Raw genomic sequence first — 16,974 nt, forward strand, 5'->3', positions numbered from 1 at the left:
CGGGGACCTCACGCAGCGAGATCATTGCCGCGTGGAGCGGGACGGACCATGAAGGACCCGGTCTCTGAGTTCGAGTACCCCCCCAGCTGGGTGGAGGCGTGCCCCTATCCTGATCTCCTCGCCCTGGTGGAGAGCGGTCTGGCGGTGCTGACATCGTCCGGCCAGACACTTCGCCGCGGCTTCACCACCGGCACTACCGCCTCGGCCGCCTGCAAGGCCGCGGTCCTCTCTCTCAAAGGCGAGAAGATCGAGTCCGTCCGGATCGATCTCCCCTGCGGGCTGAGGGTCGATGTGCCGGCGGCGGGGAAGCAGGGCCGGGGGTGCTGCGCCAAGTACTCCGGCGACTACCCCTCCGATGTCACCGCCGGCGCCATGTTCGTCGCCGAGGCGGCGGAGAAGGGGAGCGGGGCGAGCATCATCTATGGCAAAGGGATAGGGGTGCTGTCCCGCGACATGGGGCGCTACAAGAAGGGCGAGCCGGCGGTGAGCCCGAGCGCGCGCGGCAGCATCGACAATGCGGTGCGGCAGGCCCTGGAAGAGATGCACCTGAGCGGGGCGGAGGTGCGCCTGGAGATCGTGGGCGGCGACAGGATAGCCCTGAGGACCCTCAACTCCAAGGTGGGAGTTATGGAGGGCATATCGGTGCTCGGCACCACCGGGCTGGTGGAGCCGTGGGACGACCACCTGGAGGAATCGAACCTGGACCGGATCGCCTCCTCCGGCAAAGTGGTCCTCACCACCGGGCGCAGCGGGCTGAAGTTCTCGCGCCTCCTGTTCCCGGAGCACGATACCGTCCTGGTGGGCTCGAAGATCGGCAACGCCGTCCGCGCAGCCAGGGGAGAGGTGATATTGTGCGGGCTTCCGGCCCTCATACTCAAGTTCATCGACCCCGATGTGCTCAAAGGCACCGGCAAGGCCACCGTGGAGGAGCTAGTTAACACGCCGGAGTGGAAGGGGGCCATGGAAAAGGCCTTCGCCCGCTCCAAGAAAGAATGGCCGCGTCTCAGGGTAGTACTGCTGGACCGGCAAGGGAATCTGCTGGGTGATTCAGGATGATCGTGGTAGGAGTGGGCTGCGGCCCGGGCATGCTGACGGAGGAAGCGGTCGAAGTGATCAGGGGAGCGAGGCACATCTATACTTCCAAGAGATCGTTCGAGCTGGTGAGGTCGCATGTCCTCCCCGCGGCGGAGGTACATTTCATCACCGACTACACGAAGCTCAGCAGCCTCCCCGACGACGCGGTGCTCCTGTCGACGGGGGACCCCATGCTGGCCGGTCTGGGGAAGCACGGCGACAGGATCGTGCCGGGCATATCGTCCCTGCAGGTGGCCGCGGCGCGTCTGCACCTCGACATGGCCAAGGTGAGCGTGGTGGACGGCCACGGGAGGAAGGACTACCAGGAGAACGTCATCGACGAGCTGCGAAGGGGGAAAGTGGTGTTCCTCCTGGCCGACCCCGCCACCGACCTGGAGGACCTGGGAAGCAAGCTCACCGTGCTGGACATCGGGGGCAGGATGGCCCTGTGCCAGGACCTGGGGTACCCGCACGAGGAGATAGTCTGCGGGACCATCAGTTCCCCGCCGTCCAAGACCTCTCCTATGTTCTGCGTCGTCATCGGCAACTGGTGATCAGGGGAGCTTGCGGCTCAGCGTCTCGATGGCCTCGTCCACCGTCAGGGGCATCTCGAACTCGCGGCCGGTACGTTTCCTCCAGCCTTCCAATGCCCGGACCAGGGACGGCAGCTCCAGGTTCGCTTCCGTGATCACGTCGGGGCGGGCCATGAGGCCGCGGAAGTCCCCGTCGTAGAGGACCCTTCTCTTCAGAACGATCACCCGGTCGGTCAGCTCGAACGCCACCGACAGGTCGTGCGTGGCGATCACCATGGTCTTGTTCAGAGACAGGAGCACGTTCACGAGGGCCCGCCTCCCCTGGGGGTCGAGGTTCGCGGTGGGCTCGTCCATCAGGAATATCTCCGGGTCCATGGCCAGGATGCCGGCGATGGCGACGCGCTTCTTCTCCCCGAAGCTGAGGTGGTGGGGCACGCGGTCGGCATACTCCGTCACCCCGGCGAGGGACAGCCCTCGCTCCACTCTCCGCGTCACTTCCTCCTCATCGAGCCCCATGTTGATGGGGCCGAACGCCACGTCGTCCCACACCCGGGGCATGAAGATCTGGTCGTCGGGGTCCTGGAATAGGAACCCCGCCCTCCTGGTCGCGTCGGGCGCGGTCTTCTTCGTCACCTTCGCTCCCATGATCTCCAACTCTCCCTCTGTCGGAAGATAGAGAGCGTCGAGGATGTGCAGCAAGGTGCTCTTCCCCGCGCCGTTCGGCCCCACCAGCGCCACTCTCTCCCCCGCTTCTATGCACAGATCGACGCCGTCGAGCGCCCTCGTCCCGTCCTCGTAGGAGTACACGACCCCGTTCAATCTCAGAGCGTTGATGACAGCACACCCCATTGCATCAGTGTAATGATCGCGGCCATGCCGGCGAAGCAGGCCATGTACGCCGCGTCCCTCGCCCGCACTTTCGGCTTCCGTATCGTCCTTATCTCCCCGCGGTACCCGCGGGATACCAGCCCGTCGTAGATGTCCTGCCCCCTCTTGTACGAGCGTACCAGGACCATGCCCGCGGTGTACGATATGGTCTTGAACACTTCCCTGGACAGCAGGCTTCCCCTGTTGGAGAACCCGCGGGCCTTGCGGGCCATGCTCATCCTCTCCATCTCGTCGAGCATGACGAAGATGTACCGGTAGGTGAACAGCAGCAGGGCGCAGATGATGTACGGCACCCTGAACCATCTCAGGGCCCACAGCACGTCGAAGAACGGCGTGGTGGTCACCAGCAGCAGAAGGGCCATCACGGACGCGGATATCCTCAGGAACATGGCCAGGGCGGCCCCCGGCGTTGACGTCAGCAACATCGCCACCGCCGCCAGGGCGATGAGCGGCAGCGCCAGGGCGAAGGTCCCGGCGAAATGGCGCAGGGGAACGCGGGACACCGCGAGGACGGCAAGAAGGAATATGATGGCAAGGACCAGCGCGGCGATGTCCCGGACGAACGACAGCGCCACCACCAAGGCGATCGACCCCACCAGCTTGACGCGGGGGTCGAACCCGTACAGGGTGCTGTTCCTGGAATAACGGTCCACGTCCGCGGCGCGCATGTCCTCCTCCGGTGAGCGGATGAGCGATATAAAACGGAATGGGTTTGGAAAAGGAAGGGGGCTTACTCTTCCCCCGGGGCCTTGATCGACTTCCTGAGCTTGAAGAAGCCCAGCGCCACCACCAGGGTGACGGCGAAGCCGACGATGCCCATGATCAGCGAGGACAGGTAATCATCGCCGTAGTCCAGGGGCGCGGTGAACAGCGGGTCCCCCGGGTCCACCCCGGACTCCTCCATGGTCCGGTCCAGGCCGTCCGGCAGATCGGCCGAGAAGGCGAAGAAGCCCACCAGGCCTATGGCGAACGCCACCAGGATGCCGACGCTGGCTATGAGGTACTTCCTCTCCATGCTCAGGCCTCCGGGGCCGCCGCCTTGTTGGCCGCGGGCGACTTCCTAATCCACAGCATCTCCGGCGCCACCTTGGACAGGTACAGTATCACTCCGCTGGTGATGATCGCTTCCCCGATGGCGATGAGCACATGGAAGCCGACCATGGTGGGGAACGCCACCACTCCGTTGATGCCGAACGCTCCGCCGGACAGGGCGAAGCTGGCGGCGAGCTGGGCCGCGCACACGGTGGAGGCGACGAACACGGAAGCCCATGCTGCCACGGGGGTGCTGGCCCGGCGGTGCTTGGCGCCGGCGACGGCAACGACGGCCCAGGTCACCGCGGATGCGATGACGGCCATGTTCAGGATGTTCAGCCCCATGGTGGTGATGCCTCCATCGCCGAACAGCAGGGCCTGAATGATCAGTATTACAGTAATGATGATGATCGACGCCCACGGCCCCACCAGGAGCGTAGCGAGGGCCGCCCCGATGAGATGCCCGCTGACCCCTCCCCCGATGGGGAAGTTAAGCCTCTGGGCGATGAAGATGCCCGCCGCCAGAACGGCCATCAACGGTATCTTCCTCTCGTCCAGGTTCTTGCCGACCCTAAGGACCGCTATGCCGATGACCACCAAGGCGATGATCCATCCGGCCGCCCATACCGCAGGGTCCATCACACCGTCTGGAAGATGCATGTTCCTTATCCCCTTAACACGAACGAACGATTCGTGCTACAGGATTGGGACCGCCGTATATAATAACTGCGTGTTACTATCGAATATTTCATGCTACGGCGGAATAATCCGGCGGTGAAAAGGCCCTCAGCCCGCGGCGGTCATCTGCCTGTGGCTTCCTTTAGCGAGCGGACCAGGGCGCTGACCCGCTCGGGGCTTTCGCCGTCGATGACCTTCTGCAGGATCGCGCTGCCGACAATGGCGGCGTTCGCGCCGGTGGCGAGGACCTCCCTGACGTGCTCGGGGCGGGATATCCCGAAGCCCACGGACACGGGGAGCGGGCCGGCCGCCTTCTTGGCCCGGGCCACCAATCCTCCGACCGAGGAGGGGACGTCCCCCCTCGCGCCGGTGGTCCCCAGTGAGCTCACCACGTACAGGAACCCGGACGACCTCGCGGCGATGCGTTTCATCCTCTCCTCAGAGGTGGTCGGGCCCACAAGCTGTATGAGGTCCACGCCCTCGGCGGAGCAGGACCGTTCCAGCGAAGCGGACTCCTCCATGGGCAGGTCGGGAACGATGAACCCGTCCGCCCCGGCCGCCTTCGCTCCCCTCACGTACCGCTCCTCGCCGATGCGGAAGATGGGATTGTAGTAGCCCATGATCGCTATGGGGACGTCGCTCCTCTCCCTGACCTTTCTCACGAGATCGAACACCTTGGCCGGGGTGGTGCCGTTCTCCAGGGCCTTCTGGGAAGTGTACTGTATCACCTTCCCGTCGGCCACGGGATCGGAGAACGGCGCCCCGATCTCCACCACGTCCGCTCCGCCCTCCACGCAGGCCAGGACGTAGTCGAGGTCCCTGCCCTCGGAGGGGAACCCGGCGGTGAGGTAGCATACCAGTCCGCCGCCGTTGCTCAGGCGTTGAGAGATGCGGCTCATCTCGCTCCCTCCATCAGCCCTATGACGGTCTCCAGGTCCTTGTCCCCGCGGCCGGAGACGGTAATGACCACGATCTGGTCATTCCTCATCCCCTTCGCCCTCTCCATCCCCGCGTGCACGGCGTGCGACGATTCGAGCGCGGGGATGATTCCCTCCACCTCGCTGAGGGTGTGGAACGCGGCAAGGGCCTCATCGTCGGTAACGCCGACATACTCGGCCCGGCCGATGTCCTTGAGCATGGAGTGCTCCGGCCCCACTCCCGGGTAGTCGAGCCCGGCGGAGATGGAATGGGTGTTCTTGATCAAGCCGTTCTCGTCCTGGAGCAGATAGGACTTGCAGCCGTGCAGAACGCCTATCTTCCCGCCGCTCAGGGAGGCGGCGTGCTTGCCGGTGGGGATGCCGGCGCCCGCGGCCTCGGCGCCGAGGAAGCCCACGCCCTTGTCGTCGATGAACGGATGGAACGTCCCGATGGCGTTGGAGCCGCCGCCCACGCAGGCCACCAGGAGATCGGGCAGCCTGCCCTCGAGCTCGTTGAGATCGGAGCGTATCTCGTTGCCGATAACGCTCTGGAAATCGCAGACCATCCGGGGGTAGGGATGCGGTCCCGCCGCCGTGCCCAGCAGATAATAGGTGGTCTCCACCGAAGCGGCCCAGTCTCGGAACGCTTCGTTGAGCGCGTCCTTGAGGGTCTTGGAGCCTGACTCGACGGGATGTACCTTCGCTCCCATGAGCTTCATGCGGAACACGTTCATCTCCTGCCGCTTGATGTCCTCGCTGCCCATGTAGATCTCGGCCTTGAGGCCGAGGACCGCGCAGGCCATCGCGGTGGCGGTGCCATGCTGCCCCGCTCCGGTCTCGGCGATCACGCGCTCCTTGCCCATGCGCTTGCACAGCAGCGCCTGGCCCATGACGTTGTTGAACTTGTGCGCGCCGCCGTGGCAGAGGTCCTCCCTCTTGAGGTAGATCTTGGCACCCCCGCATCTCTCGGTGAGGCGCCGGGCGTAGTAAAGGGGCGTGGGCCTCCCGCCGTAGTAGCGCATGTACCACCGAAGCTCGTCGTGGAACGTCCTGTCCCTCTTCACCGCCTCGTACGCTTCCTCCAGCTCTTCCAGGGCGGGCATGAGTATCTCCGGGACGTACTGTCCCCCGAACTCCCCGAACCTGGTCCTGTCCTCTTTTACTGACATAGTCTCACCACGTCGATGAACTTCCTGACCCGTTCCGGGTCCTTGGCGCCGCCGACCTCGACACCGCTGGACACGTCCACCGCGAACGGCCCCACAGCTCTGACGGCGTATTCAACATTATCGCTGTCCAACCCTCCCGCCAGGATGATAGGCGCGGGGTCGGCCAGTTCCTTCAGCCTGGAGCTGGCGCTCCAGTCGTGGGAGAGGCCCGCTCCCCCGCCGGCGGGGGAGTAGGTATCGAGCATCACCGCGTCGGCGATCCCCTTGATCATCCTGACCCTTGGTCCCTCGTCCCCGCTGCCGACATGCGCCACTGCCCACAGCTCGCACCCCGCGCCCGCCTTGACAGCGGCCAGCGTCCCATCGCCGACGGGGGCGCTGATCTGCAGCACCTCCGGCTCCAGGGAGGAAGCGAGGTCGATGAGCATGCTCGCATCCCTGAAGTTGGTCACCACCACTCTGGAGCGGGAGCAGACGGACATGAGATCCCTCGCTTTCTCCACAGTAAGAGAGCGCCTGGTGCCGGCGTTCACCACGAACCCGTTGTAATCGGCGCCGGAGGACATCTCCACGTCCTGGGGGCGCATCATGCCGCATATCTTCACCTTGGTCATCTCGGCACCGCCATCGATCGGAGCTTGGCCCCGGGGTCGGGGGAGGATGACAGAGAGGTGCCGACGAGCACGGCATCGGCCCCGGAGTCCTTCAGGGCCACCACCTGCTCGCGCGAGCCGATCCCGCTCATCACCACCACCGGCCGGCCGTCCTTCTTTAGCCGGGGAAGGTTCCTCGCCCCCGCTCCCGGGTCGATGGTCAGCGTTCGCAGGTCCCTCTGGTTGAATCCCAGGACGTCCGCCTCGCTGCTCATGATCCCGTTGATCTCCTCGGCCCTGCCCGCTTCCAGGACCACCTCGACCCCTAACTCGTGCGCGTAGGCGACGAGATCGTCCCGGTCCTTTCGGCCGGTGGCGCCGAACGCGCCCTCGATCAGCAGCAACGCGCTCGCCCCTCTGGTGGCGCCGGCCCGTATCTGCTCCCGGGACACGATGATATCTTTCATCAGTACAGGCGCGTTCTCCGCCGAAGCGAGCAGCAGGGAGTCCAGCGAGCCCTTGAAACGGTTCGGCTCCGTGAGCACGGACAGCGCGGCGGCCCCCGCCCCCATGTAGTCGCGCACCAGCTTCCGCGGGGAGTGGGAGGAGATGTCCCCCTGCGACGGCGAGGACAGCTTGACCTCGGCGATGATGGGGAACGAGGCCGAGGAGCGCAGCGCCCTGCTCAGCGAGGGACCCGGGGACGACGGGCCCACGAAGTCGTAATATCCGCCTGCCGCCAGGCCGCGGGCGTTCTCCACCAGCTGCTCCAAGTGATCAGCCATCGTATCAGCTCGTTACGGCGTTGCTGCGGGAGATGTATTCCTCCAGCTTGGCCAGCGCCTTGCCGGAGTCGATGGCCCTCTCGCACTTCCTTATCGCCACGTTGAGGTCGTCCGCCGCGCCGTACGCAATGAGGCCGCAGGCCGCGTTCATGACCACCATGTCACGCCTCGCCCCCCTCACGCCGCTGAGCACTTCACGGGTGGCCCGCGCCGCCTGGGCCGGGGGCAGGTCCCGGACCTCCGCCGCGCAGGGGTGGTACATGCCCATCACCCGGGGGTCGATGACGTATTTGTCGACGCTGCCGCGGTCGATCTCGACCACCCTGGTCTGGTCCAGGACCGATATCTCGTCCATGCCGGGGCGCCCGTGGACGATGAGGGCTTTCTCCACGCCGATGGCGTCCAGCACCGGGGGCAGGAGTTCCAGGAGATCGGCCGAGTACACTCCGATGAGCTGCCTGCGCTTGGCCCGCACCGGGTTCAGCAGAGGTCCGAGCATGTTGAAAACCGTCCGGGAGCGCAGCTGCTTCCGAACCGGGGCGGCGTTGCGCATCGCCGGATGATATACTTGGGCGAACAGGAAGGTGAAGCCGATCTCGTCGAGGATGGCCCCGGCCGCTCCCGGACCCAGGGCAATATTGGCGCCCAGGGCCTCGAGCACATCGGCACTCCCGCACGGCCCCCGGTTGGAGCGGTTGCCGTGCTTCGCCACCGGGACTCCCAGCGACGCCACCACGAACGAGGAAGTGGTGGAGACATTGAAGGTGCGGAACGGAGCGCCTCCGGTGCCGCAGAGGTCCAGGACCGCATCGTGGCAGGTGTACACCGGTATGGCGGCGTCGCGGAAGGCGTTCACCATGGCGGTCACCTCCCCGGGGGTCTCCCCTCGGCTGGCCATGCGCGTAAGGGTCTCGGCCATTGCCGAGGGCTCGAAATCCCCGGCCACCAGGCGGTGGGCCAGCGCGTCGGGGTGTTCGGTGATCATCATGCCTCTGCCTCCCTCAGGAAGTTCATCAGCAGCTTCTTGCCGAGAGGAGTGAGCACCGACTCGGGGTGGAACTGCACCCCCACGATGGGATACTCCTTGTGGCGCAGGCCCATTATGATGCCGTCCTCGGTGCGGGCCGTCACCTCGAGGCAGGAGGGCAGCTCCGGCGCGACCATGAATGAGTGGTAGCGGCCGGCCACGAAGGGGTCGGGAAGTCCGGAGAACGGTCCCTCTCCGTTGTGATGCACCAGGGAGGCCTTGCCGTGAACGAGGGACGGCGCCCTGACCACATGCCCGCCGTAGAAGTGGGCGATGCCCTGGTGGCCCAGGCACACTCCCAGGGTCGGGATATCGTGGGACAGGGTCTGCAGCACCTCGCCGCAGATGCCGAAGTCTCGGGGTACGGAAGGCATGCCCGGTCCGGGGGAGATGACGATGGCGCCGGGGTCCAGCGCCTTAACGCCTTCGACGTCGACGGCATCGTTGCGGAACACCGCGCACTTCGCGCCCAGCTCCTCCAGGGCGTCCTTGAGGTTGTACACGAACGAATCGTAGTTGTCGATCAGGACCACCTTCATGCCATCCCCTCCCCGGCCTGGCGGAGGGCGGACCTGAGCGCGCCGAGCTTCTGCTCGGTTTCCTGAAACTCCTTGGCGGGGTCGGAATCGGCGACGATGCCCGCTCCCGCTTGAAAGTACAGCTTGCCCCCGGTGGCGAAGGCCGAGCGGATCGTTATCGCCGAGTCGAGGTTGCCGTTCATGGAGATGTAGCCCACGCCGCCGGCGTACGGCCCCCTGCTGACGCCCTCGACCTCGCCGATGATCTCCATGGCGCGGGGTTTGGGCGCGCCGGACACCGTCCCGGCGGGGAAGACCGAGCACAGCGCGTCCACCGGCTCGCAGCCCTTGGCCAGGGTGCCCTGGACCTTCGATACGATGTGCTGCACGTGGGAGAACTCCTCCACCCTCATGTACTCCGGGACCCCCACCGAACCGCCCTCGCACACCCGGCCCAGATCGTTGCGGGCCAGGTCCACCAGCATGGCGTGCTCGGCCCTCTCTTTCTCATCGTGCAGGAGGTCCTCGCGGTACCTCTTCCTCTCCCGGAGGCCGCTGCCCAGCGGCCTGGTCCCGGCGATGGGGAAGGTGGTGGCCTCCCTCCCGCGCACGGTCAGCAGCGTCTCCGGGCTGGAGCCGAGCACGGTCCTCTCCCCGAAGTCTAGGTAGAACATGTAGGGGGACGGGTTCAGGGTCCTGAGCGCCTCATACAGGTTCAGGAGGTCGCCCCGGTAGCCGGAGGCGAGCCTCCGGGAGATGACGGTCTGGAACGTCTCTCCGTCGGTGATCCTAGACTTCACCGTCTGCACCCCCTCCTCGAACGCCTCCTGCGTCGTCTCGGACCTGGGAGCATCGGCCTTGAAGCCCCTGGGATCCGGTTCTCGCAGCGCTGCCACGTGCTCCAGGAGCGCTCCCTCCTCCTTGCCGATCCCCAAGTAGTATGCCTGGAAGTTGGAATGGTCGTAGATCAGGCACTCCCGGTACAGCCCGAGCTCGAACTCCGGGAACTCGGAGGGGAACGGCCGCACCGAGGCGGGCTCGGCCTGCCTGGCGAACTCGTAGGAGAAGTAGCCGACCAGCCCGCCGGCGAAGGGGAACATGGTGATGGGGAGGGTGAAGTCCTTGCATGTCGCCCGGAGGAAGTCCACCGGCCTCTCCCTCAGATGGTCCAGGCCGATGCCGCCGCTCACCTTCCCGTCCTTGCAGGAGATGATCTCGGAGGGACCGAACCCCATGAACGAGTACGCCACGGTCTTGGCGCCTCCCACGGCGGACTCGAGCATGAAGGAGCTCTTGAAGCCGGGGCGCAGGCGCCTGTAAGCTTCGAAGGGAGGGAGAGCGAGATCGAGCCTCTGGAGCTTGATATCGATGGGTTCCATGATTCTCCCGTACAACATTACACATATATAATCAATATTGAACGTATTAGTACACTTTAACATTTGAACGCATGAGCAGGGCCGATATACCCGGAACGCCGTTGGCGGGAACATGAAGGTCGTCGCGTTCAACGGGAGCCCCCGCCGGACCGGGAACACCAACCGGGCGCTGGAGATCGCGCTGGAAGAGCTGAGGAACGAGGGCATCGGGACCGAACTCGTTCAAATGGGCAGCGAGGACTTCGCCCCCTGCCAGGCCTGCTACGCTTGCCAGGCCAACAAGAACCGCCGGTGCAAGATTAAGACCGACAAGGTCAACGAGTGGGTGGAAAAGATCGCCGCGGCGGACGGCGTCATCATCGGCTCCCCGGTGTACTTCGGCAGCATGAACGGGCAGACCAAGGCCTTCATCGACCGGGTCGGGCTGGTCGGACGGGTCAACGGCGACCTCTTCGCCAGGAAGGTGGGGGCGGCGGTGGCGGTGAACCGCCGGGCCGGATCTCTCGCCACTTTCCACGAGATCAACGACTTCTTCTTGATCGGCCACATGGTCGTCATCGGTTCGAGCTACTGGAACGTGATCAACGCTCACAAGCCCGGGGACACGGACGCGGACACCGAGGGACAGGAGATCATGAGGAACCTGGGGAAGAACATGGCGTGGGTGCTAAAGAAGCTGAATGGGTAAATCGCATGAAATGTCAGCGGATTACACTTCTGCTTGACGGCGATCTGGGGATGCCAGGAGAGGATAAATTCAATTCGTAGTCGCCAATCCAACACCTCAGAAGGATCTAGGGACTGATCTGGAATGCATTGGTTATAAATCTAGGAATTCCAAAATCTTAAATATTTAAAACAAGTTTGTATTCTTCTGAGAATACGGGGTAATGAAGTATTCTCTAATAATTAACGAAAGGAGGTGGATGAATGGCGAAAAAGATTGAATTGGGCCTTGAGCTTTCTGGACAGGATGCCAAGGATTTCCATGAATACATTAAAAATCCAAAATATCCACCACATGGTGTGCAAATGTTAAAACGTGCCTTGGAGTTATCCAAGGAGCGTGCAGGAAAGAAGAAGTGAACTGCCAATCGCCGAAGTTTTAACAGGCGCTCACAACCTTGGTGATTTTTCTTCAGAAAACAACGAGCTTACTGCTTATTTAAAAGAGAACGCTCTCGAAGAGCAGCGAGAGAAGACCTCTACTACTCATGTTCTCCTCGATGATAGCAGAGATATAATCGGCTACTTTACATTACTGAACGATTCAATCCGGGTCGCCAATATCAACGAAGAAGATAAGGTTGAAGGCTATTCTTACGGAGCATATCCCGCAGTGAAAATTGGACGACTAGCTGTACACAAGGATTATGCAAGGAAGGGCCTGGGCACTTTCATGCTCTCACTATCTGTCAGCTACATTTTTGACATTCACAGGTACTCAGGTTGTAGGATGGTGACCGTCGACGCAAAGAAAGGGGCTGAGGGTTTTTACGAAAAGTTTGGCTTTAGGAAGACGACCGTAAAAGGCAAAGACAACGAGACTGTAAAAATGTATATGGACATCGCGGCCTTCCTAATGGCTCACGATAACGGGTGATTCATGGGCAGTGTGCTCAACACAAACCGCAAGTCTATTTTCTTGATGGGACATTACTTCAATGGATCATAATGTCCGACCGCCGAGAGACTATCAGGGAGAAGCTGGGCCTGGTGCATGTGTACACCGGCGACGGGAAGGGGAAGACCACCGCTGCTCTGGGATTGGCGATGAGGGCCATCGGCAACGGCCTGAACGTCGCCATGGTGCAGTTCATGAAGTCACCGGAGCAGTACGGGGAGTGGGAGATGTCCGACCACATCGATAACTTTCTATTGCTGCCGATGGGCCGTTCCTGCCTGGTCGAGCCGGGAAAGCCCGAGAAGGACGATGTCGAGGCGGCCGAGGCCGCACTGAGGAAGGCCGAGGAGATCCTGTGCTCCGGTAAGTACGACCTGGTGATACTTGACGAGGTCAATGTAGCCTCCGCCTGGAAGCTCATCCGGAAGGAAGATGTGGTCAGCCTCGTGAAAGGTCGCCCGCCCAACGTCGAGATCGTACTGACCGGCCGCTACGCTCCGGAGGAGTTCATCGACCTCGCCGACCTGGTCACCGAGATGCGGCTCGTAAAGCACCCCTTCCAGAGAGGGATCCCGGCCCGGGCCGGAATAGAACGTTGATCAGCGGAACAGCGTGAGCAGGAACACCAGATCCTCCACCGCGTCCACGGCGTGGCGCTGCTCCTTCGGCATGTAGATCCACAGCCCCGGGCCGCCCTCGTGCTTTTCATCCCCAAGATGAACGACCGCCTTCCCCTGCAGCACGTGTATGGCCGCCGGCATCCCCGAGGTATGCTCCGAAAGGCTCTGCCCCTCGGACATGCAGAACAGCACCATCTTGACGTCCGGGCGCTCCAGGAAGGTCTTGGACACGATTCCTCCCTCGGCGAACTCCACCAGCTTGCTCAGGTCCTTGACCGCGGGCCCCTCGCCCCTCTCCACTTCGATCATGGTCAGGGGAACGGTCGTCCAGGCTAATAAGCGAGGCGCTGGGTTTCTGCCCCGACAAGTTATTTATCGTTAATTACCGTTGGACGCCGGGAGCGGAATGGAGCCGTTGTTGCTTCTGCTGATATATTCGATCGCGATCATAGCGGTGTCGCTGATAGGCGCGGCCCTGCCCCTGTCCAGGAGCTGGACCTCGGTACAGCTCCATCTTCTCACCGCTCTCAGCGCCGGTGTGTTCATCGGGGCCACTTTCATCATCCTGATCCCGGACGCCGTGGAGGCCATGGACCCCGCCGGCGCGCTCATGCTGGTGATGATCGGCTTCGTGGCCATCCTTCTGGTGGAGGTGTACCTCAAGGCACGCCACGAGGACGAGTGCGACGAGCACACCGACGAGCACAAGCACGCCCTTACATCCATGACCGCGTTCATCGGGCTCAGCGTCCACTCCGCCCTGGACGGGTTCGCGCTCGGAGTGGCGGTCGTGGTCGACCAGGAGATCGGGCTCGTGGTGTTCCTGGCCGTGCTCGCCCACAAGGCCATCGACCTCTTCTCCCTCTCCACCACCTTCTGCCTCGCCAACATGCCGCGCAAGAGGGCGATGCGCGTCCTGGCCCTGTTCTCGCTCATCACCCCGGCGGCCGCGGCGGTGGCCTTCCCCCTGCTGGAGGTCCTGCAGGGTATGTCGGTCGGCATCCCCCTGGCGCTGGCGGGAGGCACCTTCATGTATGTGGGCATCTACGACCTCCTGCCGGAGGCGTTCCACGAGGAGCACAACGACTTCAAGGCCTATGCCCTGGTGATACTGGGGATAGCCCTCATGTATATCGTCGGCACCGTTCTGGGCTCGGCCGGGATCTGAGGCCCGACCGACAAACGATTATGAACGCGTGGTTGCAAATATCATCGACATGCGAGCCTCGCTGCGCCTGGGCAGGCTGTATGGCATCCCCATAATGGTCCATGTCACCTTCCTGCTGATCCTCCCGCTGTTCGGACTTTCCTTCGCCTTCGCCGACTTCAACTATTTCGGCTTCCAACTGGGGTTCGGGGCGCTCCCCATTGGCGACCTGGAGAAGCTGGCCCTCGGCCTCTTCGCCGCGGCGCTGTTCTTCATCGCGGTGCTGCTGCACGAGCTTGCCCACTCCATCGTGGCGTTGCGCAACGGCTACGTGATCTCCGGCATCACCCTGTTCTTCTTCGGCGGGGTGTCGGAGATAGAGAAGACCCCGCCCAATGCCCCGGGCGAGGCGTTCATGGCCTTCGTCGGCCCGGCCACCAGCTTCGCCATCGGCCTGGTGCTGCTGCCGTTCTGGTACGTCGCCAACAACTTCGTGGACGGCCTGGGCGGCGAGATACTCACCGTCATGCTGGGCCTGATGAGCTTCTACAACCTTCTGCTGGGCGCGTTCAACATAATACCGGCGTTCCCCATGGACGGCGGCCGGGTGCTCCGGTCGGTCCTGGCCAAGAGGGTCGGGTTCATGCGCGCCACCAGGATCGCGGTGAACGTGGGCAAGGTCATCGCCGTGGTCATGGCCCTAGTGGGGTTCCTGTTCCTCAACCTCTGGCTCGTCATCATCGCCTTCTTCATCTACATGGGGGCGGGCGAGGAGGGTCGGGGGACCGAGATCTCTCACGCCATGGAAGGGGTGAGCGTCCGGGAAATCATGACCTCTGAGGTCTCCACCGTCATGCCAAACATGAACGTGGCCGCGTTCATGGAGAAGATGATGGCGGAGCGCCATCTCGGCTACCCCGTCATGGACGGCGGCCGCCTGGTGGGCATGGTCACCCTGCAGGACGCTCAGAAGGTGCCCCTTTCCGAGCAGCCCACGGTGTCAGTCGGCCAGATCATGAGCCCGCAGGTGATCACGGTATCGTCCGCCACTCCGGCCATGGATGCCATCCAGCTGATATCTTCCAAGAAGATCGGTCGCCTGGTGGTGGTCGATGACGACCGCGTGGTAGGCATCATCTCCCGCTCCGACCTGCTGAGGGCGATGGAGATCAGGGCCGCCGAGAAGGCGGGGGTGGAGGTCCGCACCAGGAGCTAACATCCAGCCGCTCACGAACGAGTTCGTGAGCTTGCAACTGAGCTCGGCCTCATCGATCGCCGCGTTCGGCTCGCTGACACGGAGCCTGCTGCTCACGGAGATAATGGGAATGGCGATGTTCGGGACCAGAGTATCGGAACTTCAGCCGTTTTGCTCTCAGGGAGAGTGTCTCCCCCCTCCTGCGAGACATCCGATGGTCCCGCGTGTCCAGTGCAATGCTGTTCTGCAAATATGTTGATTGTATTCAATCCACGATTTAGAAGGCGGTTTTCCGACGATGCTTTTTATAAGTGGCCGCCTGGATACTCCTCTCCAATGAGGTTCGGAGTGGTCATCCACGGCGCCGAGGTCATCGACTCCGGAACGGCGGCCCGGGCGTTGGACGCTCTGGGGGAGAGGGGCGAGGTCATCGCCACCCTGGGGGGCGCGATGGGCGCCACCGCCGTCCTCGACGCTGGCCTGGAGGACCGCGTGGCCATCGTGCCGGGACAGCTCGTGTCCGACGCCCTTCTGGACCTGGCCTCGGGATGCGACGCCCTTTTGCTGCTGAACCATGCGAAGAGCCGCGCCTCCGGCCTGGCCCTCGGCGGCATGGTGGCGCGCAAGGTCTCCAGCAGGATAAGGGTACCCATGGTGCACCTGGACGACGGCTTCTTCGTGGTGTGGTCCGGCCGGCCCCCCGAGGGCCTGATGAAGGTGGTGCGCGAGCTTGCCCCCTCGGAGGCGAGCGCTCCCGCTCTCGGGACGGCGGATGAGGGAACAAGGCCCGTTTACGGCGTCATTCCGGGCGAGAACGTGTGGATCAACGGGACGGTGGTGGGAAGGGCCACATCCTCGAAAGTGGTGATATCCTCCCGCGGCGGCCTGCTGTCCTTCGAGGGCTTGGAGATCAAGCAGCACGGCCTGGGCAAGCTCGGTGAAGTGGACCTTTTCCGGGCCATCATACGCTCCGGCTCGGTGCGCAGGACCTCATCGAGGCCCCTGACGGCGCCGCGCGGCACCGGCACTAAAGTCATCCTGGTGGACCATCGCGCGGAAAGCTCGGCGTTCCGCTGGGAGGGCGTCAGGGCCGCGGTGTCGGTGGGCGACGACACCACCCGCATCACCACCGCCCTGCTGGCCCGGAGGGGCATCCCCGTCATCGGCATCACCGACGGCGACGAGGACGGGATATGCTCCGACCGAACCGCGGCGGAGGGCTCGGCGGCGCTGAGGCTCCGGCCGGGCAACGACGATCAGCTGGGAGCGCTGGTGCGCCGGGAGGTCTTCCGCGGCCGGGACAGCGTGGAATACGAGGGCACCCTGGACGACCTGATCGGCTCCATAAAAGAACTGGCAGGGGACAAGCTATTGAGCGTCGAGAGGAAAGAGGTTTGAAAAAGGCATCGGCCCGAACTCTTGACCTCAGCCCTTCTTTCCCATCTCGATCAAAGACCCGCTGAGGGTGCCTATGTCGGCGTCCAGCTGGACCACGTCGGAGAAGATCTTCACGCGGCTCGTGGGGATCCTGACCTTGGAGGACCTAAGGGCGTGCTTCTTCACCGCCAGCTCCTCGACGGCCCTCTTGTCCAGCTCGATCACCAGGTCCGACACCGTCCAGTTGGACGGGTCGATCCATCCGCCCAGCAGGTTGCCGATGACCCTCCCGTCGGTCGTGAGGACCTCTCGGGGCTCCATGCATCCAAGTTCCAAGTATCGAGTGGCGCTCGTTGTCTCGGTTCGAGCCATTTTGATATCACCTTAGATAATTATTACCAGGCACCATTCATAATCC

The 16,974-nt window shown here is 63.4% G+C and carries 22 protein-coding genes; 9 read left to right on the forward strand and 13 right to left on the reverse strand.

Translation table 11 applies throughout. From position 1 onward, the window contains the following. The first annotated feature begins 48 nt into the window (after positions 1 to 48). Both WYS_RS03125 and WYS_RS03130 read left to right on the forward strand, forming a co-directional pair. A complete protein-coding gene (locus tag WYS_RS03125; protein WP_019176701.1) occupies positions 49 to 1,056 on the forward strand; it encodes a cobalt-precorrin-5B (C(1))-methyltransferase in 1,008 nt (335 codons plus the stop codon). After that, the gene (locus tag WYS_RS03130; RefSeq protein ID WP_019176702.1) at positions 1,053 to 1,628 is read left to right on the forward strand and encodes a cobalt-precorrin-7 (C(5))-methyltransferase; all 576 of its coding nucleotides are present in this window, start codon (positions 1,053 to 1,055) and stop codon (positions 1,626 to 1,628) included. Before WYS_RS03125 ends, WYS_RS03130 begins: the two co-directional genes overlap by 4 nt. On the opposite strand, the gene WYS_RS03135 is transcribed toward WYS_RS03130, so the two are convergent. From WYS_RS03135 to WYS_RS03185, 11 genes are all read right to left on the reverse strand, one after another. Then, positions 1,629 to 2,456 (reverse strand): energy-coupling factor ABC transporter ATP-binding protein, encoded by an 828-nt coding sequence (locus tag WYS_RS03135; protein ID WP_147654400.1) that lies wholly within the window; start codon positions 2,454 to 2,456, stop codon positions 1,629 to 1,631. It abuts the gene before it with no gap. Next, the gene (cbiQ, locus tag WYS_RS14155; RefSeq protein ID WP_019176704.1) at positions 2,429 to 3,163 is read right to left on the reverse strand and encodes a cobalt ECF transporter T component CbiQ; all 735 of its coding nucleotides are present in this window, start codon (positions 3,161 to 3,163) and stop codon (positions 2,429 to 2,431) included. Before cbiQ ends, WYS_RS03135 begins: the two co-directional genes overlap by 28 nt. A 62-nt stretch (positions 3,164 to 3,225) precedes the next feature. After that, positions 3,226 to 3,510 carry a hypothetical protein gene (locus tag WYS_RS14160; RefSeq protein WP_019176705.1) on the reverse strand — a complete coding sequence of 95 codons (285 nt, stop codon included), beginning with the start codon at positions 3,508 to 3,510 and terminating at the stop codon, positions 3,226 to 3,228. Positions 3,511 to 3,512: 2 nt separating this feature from the next. Further along, positions 3,513 to 4,187, reverse strand: coding sequence for an energy-coupling factor ABC transporter permease (locus WYS_RS03150; RefSeq protein ID WP_026068754.1), 675 nt, complete (start codon positions 4,185 to 4,187; stop codon positions 3,513 to 3,515). Between the two features lie 140 nt (positions 4,188 to 4,327). Beyond that, a complete protein-coding gene (trpA, locus tag WYS_RS03155) occupies positions 4,328 to 5,104 on the reverse strand; it encodes a tryptophan synthase subunit alpha (RefSeq protein WP_019176707.1) in 777 nt (258 codons plus the stop codon). Further along, entirely contained in the window at positions 5,101 to 6,291 is a 1,191-nt protein-coding gene (gene trpB, locus WYS_RS03160) for a tryptophan synthase subunit beta (protein WP_019176708.1), read from the reverse strand. The genes trpA and trpB overlap by 4 nt, the downstream gene beginning before the upstream one ends. Beyond that, positions 6,282 to 6,905: a phosphoribosylanthranilate isomerase gene (locus tag WYS_RS03165; RefSeq protein WP_019176709.1), complete on the reverse strand. Its 624-nt coding sequence runs from the start codon at positions 6,903 to 6,905 to the stop codon at positions 6,282 to 6,284. The genes trpB and WYS_RS03165 overlap by 10 nt, the downstream gene beginning before the upstream one ends. Next, the gene (locus WYS_RS14165) at positions 6,902 to 7,669 is read right to left on the reverse strand and encodes an indole-3-glycerol-phosphate synthase (protein WP_019176710.1); all 768 of its coding nucleotides are present in this window, start codon (positions 7,667 to 7,669) and stop codon (positions 6,902 to 6,904) included. Before WYS_RS14165 ends, WYS_RS03165 begins: the two co-directional genes overlap by 4 nt. 4 nt (positions 7,670 to 7,673) lie before the next feature. Further along, entirely contained in the window at positions 7,674 to 8,657 is a 984-nt protein-coding gene (gene trpD / locus WYS_RS14170) for an anthranilate phosphoribosyltransferase (RefSeq protein WP_019176711.1), read from the reverse strand. Next, positions 8,654 to 9,235, reverse strand: a complete 582-nt coding sequence (locus tag WYS_RS03180) for an anthranilate synthase component II (protein WP_019176712.1) — start codon at positions 9,233 to 9,235, stop codon at positions 8,654 to 8,656. The genes trpD and WYS_RS03180 overlap by 4 nt, the downstream gene beginning before the upstream one ends. Then, the gene (locus tag WYS_RS03185) at positions 9,232 to 10,593 is read right to left on the reverse strand and encodes an anthranilate synthase component I family protein (protein ID WP_162137690.1); all 1,362 of its coding nucleotides are present in this window, start codon (positions 10,591 to 10,593) and stop codon (positions 9,232 to 9,234) included. The genes WYS_RS03180 and WYS_RS03185 overlap by 4 nt, the downstream gene beginning before the upstream one ends. Positions 10,594 to 10,705: 112 nt before the next feature. On the opposite strand from WYS_RS03185, the gene WYS_RS03190 reads away from it, so the two are divergent. The 4 genes from WYS_RS03190 (at position 10,706) to cobO (ending at position 12,816) form a co-directional block, all read left to right on the forward strand. Beyond that, positions 10,706 to 11,281: a flavodoxin family protein gene (locus tag WYS_RS03190; RefSeq protein ID WP_019176714.1), complete on the forward strand. Its 576-nt coding sequence runs from the start codon at positions 10,706 to 10,708 to the stop codon at positions 11,279 to 11,281. Positions 11,282 to 11,523: 242 nt separating this feature from the next. After that, positions 11,524 to 11,679, forward strand: a complete 156-nt coding sequence (locus WYS_RS16290) for a hypothetical protein (protein WP_187120191.1) — start codon at positions 11,524 to 11,526, stop codon at positions 11,677 to 11,679. Further along, positions 11,660 to 12,196 carry a GNAT family N-acetyltransferase gene (locus tag WYS_RS03195; protein ID WP_019176715.1) on the forward strand — a complete coding sequence of 179 codons (537 nt, stop codon included), beginning with the start codon at positions 11,660 to 11,662 and terminating at the stop codon, positions 12,194 to 12,196. The genes WYS_RS16290 and WYS_RS03195 overlap by 20 nt, the downstream gene beginning before the upstream one ends. A gap of 71 nt (positions 12,197 to 12,267) precedes the next feature. After that, on the forward strand, positions 12,268 to 12,816 hold the full coding sequence (gene cobO / locus WYS_RS03200) for a cob(I)yrinic acid a,c-diamide adenosyltransferase (protein ID WP_019176716.1): 549 nt from the start codon (positions 12,268 to 12,270) through the stop codon (positions 12,814 to 12,816). Here cobO and WYS_RS14175 read toward each other — a convergent pair whose 3' ends face one another. Further along, complete coding sequence (locus WYS_RS14175) at positions 12,817 to 13,146, reverse strand: cupin domain-containing protein (RefSeq protein ID WP_019176717.1); 330 nt, start codon at positions 13,144 to 13,146, stop codon at positions 12,817 to 12,819. It lies immediately after the preceding gene. A gap of 97 nt (positions 13,147 to 13,243) precedes the next feature. Here WYS_RS14175 and WYS_RS03210 point away from each other — a divergent pair, with 97 nt between their 5' ends. From WYS_RS03210 to WYS_RS03220, 3 genes are all read left to right on the forward strand, one after another. Beyond that, on the forward strand, positions 13,244 to 14,005 hold the full coding sequence (locus WYS_RS03210; RefSeq protein ID WP_019176718.1) for a ZIP family metal transporter: 762 nt from the start codon (positions 13,244 to 13,246) through the stop codon (positions 14,003 to 14,005). 49 nt (positions 14,006 to 14,054) lie between these two features. After that, positions 14,055 to 15,200, forward strand: coding sequence for a site-2 protease family protein (locus tag WYS_RS03215; protein ID WP_019176719.1), 1,146 nt, complete (start codon positions 14,055 to 14,057; stop codon positions 15,198 to 15,200). 315 nt (positions 15,201 to 15,515) lie between these two features. Beyond that, a complete protein-coding gene (locus WYS_RS03220; RefSeq protein ID WP_019176720.1) occupies positions 15,516 to 16,577 on the forward strand; it encodes a DUF2117 domain-containing protein in 1,062 nt (353 codons plus the stop codon). Between the two features lie 27 nt (positions 16,578 to 16,604). Here WYS_RS03220 and WYS_RS03225 read toward each other — a convergent pair whose 3' ends face one another. Continuing rightward, positions 16,605 to 16,928: a hypothetical protein gene (locus tag WYS_RS03225; RefSeq protein WP_147654401.1), complete on the reverse strand. Its 324-nt coding sequence runs from the start codon at positions 16,926 to 16,928 to the stop codon at positions 16,605 to 16,607. Between the last annotated feature and the right edge of the window lie 46 nt (positions 16,929 to 16,974).

It is taken from the genome of Methanomassiliicoccus luminyensis B10 (assembly GCF_000308215.1).
Taxonomy (GTDB): domain Archaea; phylum Thermoplasmatota; class Thermoplasmata; order Methanomassiliicoccales; family Methanomassiliicoccaceae; genus Methanomassiliicoccus; species Methanomassiliicoccus luminyensis.

Bases quoted from the DNA above. Each gene is read 5' to 3' on its own strand.
- WYS_RS03125 (WP_019176701.1), top strand. From the start codon at position 49: ATGAAGGACCCGGTCTCTGAGTTCGAGTACCCCCCCAGCTGGGTGGAG.
- WYS_RS03130 (WP_019176702.1), top strand. From the start codon at position 1,053: ATGATCGTGGTAGGAGTGGGCTGCGGCCCGGGCATGCTGACGGAGGAA.
- WYS_RS03135 (WP_147654400.1), bottom strand. From the start codon at position 2,456: ATGGGGTGTGCTGTCATCAACGCTCTGAGATTGAACGGGGTCGTGTAC.
- cbiQ (WP_019176704.1), bottom strand. From the start codon at position 3,163: ATGCGCGCCGCGGACGTGGACCGTTATTCCAGGAACAGCACCCTGTAC.
- WYS_RS14160 (WP_019176705.1), bottom strand. From the start codon at position 3,510: ATGGAGAGGAAGTACCTCATAGCCAGCGTCGGCATCCTGGTGGCGTTC.
- WYS_RS03150 (WP_026068754.1), bottom strand. From the start codon at position 4,187: ATGCATCTTCCAGACGGTGTGATGGACCCTGCGGTATGGGCGGCCGGA.
- trpA (WP_019176707.1), bottom strand. From the start codon at position 5,104: ATGAGCCGCATCTCTCAACGCCTGAGCAACGGCGGCGGACTGGTATGC.
- trpB (WP_019176708.1), bottom strand. From the start codon at position 6,291: ATGTCAGTAAAAGAGGACAGGACCAGGTTCGGGGAGTTCGGGGGACAG.
- WYS_RS03165 (WP_019176709.1), bottom strand. From the start codon at position 6,905: ATGACCAAGGTGAAGATATGCGGCATGATGCGCCCCCAGGACGTGGAG.
- WYS_RS14165 (WP_019176710.1), bottom strand. From the start codon at position 7,669: ATGGCTGATCACTTGGAGCAGCTGGTGGAGAACGCCCGCGGCCTGGCG.
- trpD (WP_019176711.1), bottom strand. From the start codon at position 8,657: ATGATGATCACCGAACACCCCGACGCGCTGGCCCACCGCCTGGTGGCC.
- WYS_RS03180 (WP_019176712.1), bottom strand. From the start codon at position 9,235: ATGAAGGTGGTCCTGATCGACAACTACGATTCGTTCGTGTACAACCTC.
- WYS_RS03185 (WP_162137690.1), bottom strand. From the start codon at position 10,593: ATGGAACCCATCGATATCAAGCTCCAGAGGCTCGATCTCGCTCTCCCT.
- WYS_RS03190 (WP_019176714.1), top strand. From the start codon at position 10,706: ATGAAGGTCGTCGCGTTCAACGGGAGCCCCCGCCGGACCGGGAACACC.
- WYS_RS16290 (WP_187120191.1), top strand. From the start codon at position 11,524: ATGGCGAAAAAGATTGAATTGGGCCTTGAGCTTTCTGGACAGGATGCC.
- cobO (WP_019176716.1), top strand. From the start codon at position 12,268: ATGTCCGACCGCCGAGAGACTATCAGGGAGAAGCTGGGCCTGGTGCAT.
- WYS_RS14175 (WP_019176717.1), bottom strand. From the start codon at position 13,146: ATGATCGAAGTGGAGAGGGGCGAGGGGCCCGCGGTCAAGGACCTGAGC.
- WYS_RS03210 (WP_019176718.1), top strand. From the start codon at position 13,244: ATGGAGCCGTTGTTGCTTCTGCTGATATATTCGATCGCGATCATAGCG.
- WYS_RS03215 (WP_019176719.1), top strand. From the start codon at position 14,055: ATGCGAGCCTCGCTGCGCCTGGGCAGGCTGTATGGCATCCCCATAATG.
- WYS_RS03220 (WP_019176720.1), top strand. From the start codon at position 15,516: ATGAGGTTCGGAGTGGTCATCCACGGCGCCGAGGTCATCGACTCCGGA.
- WYS_RS03225 (WP_147654401.1), bottom strand. From the start codon at position 16,928: ATGGCTCGAACCGAGACAACGAGCGCCACTCGATACTTGGAACTTGGA.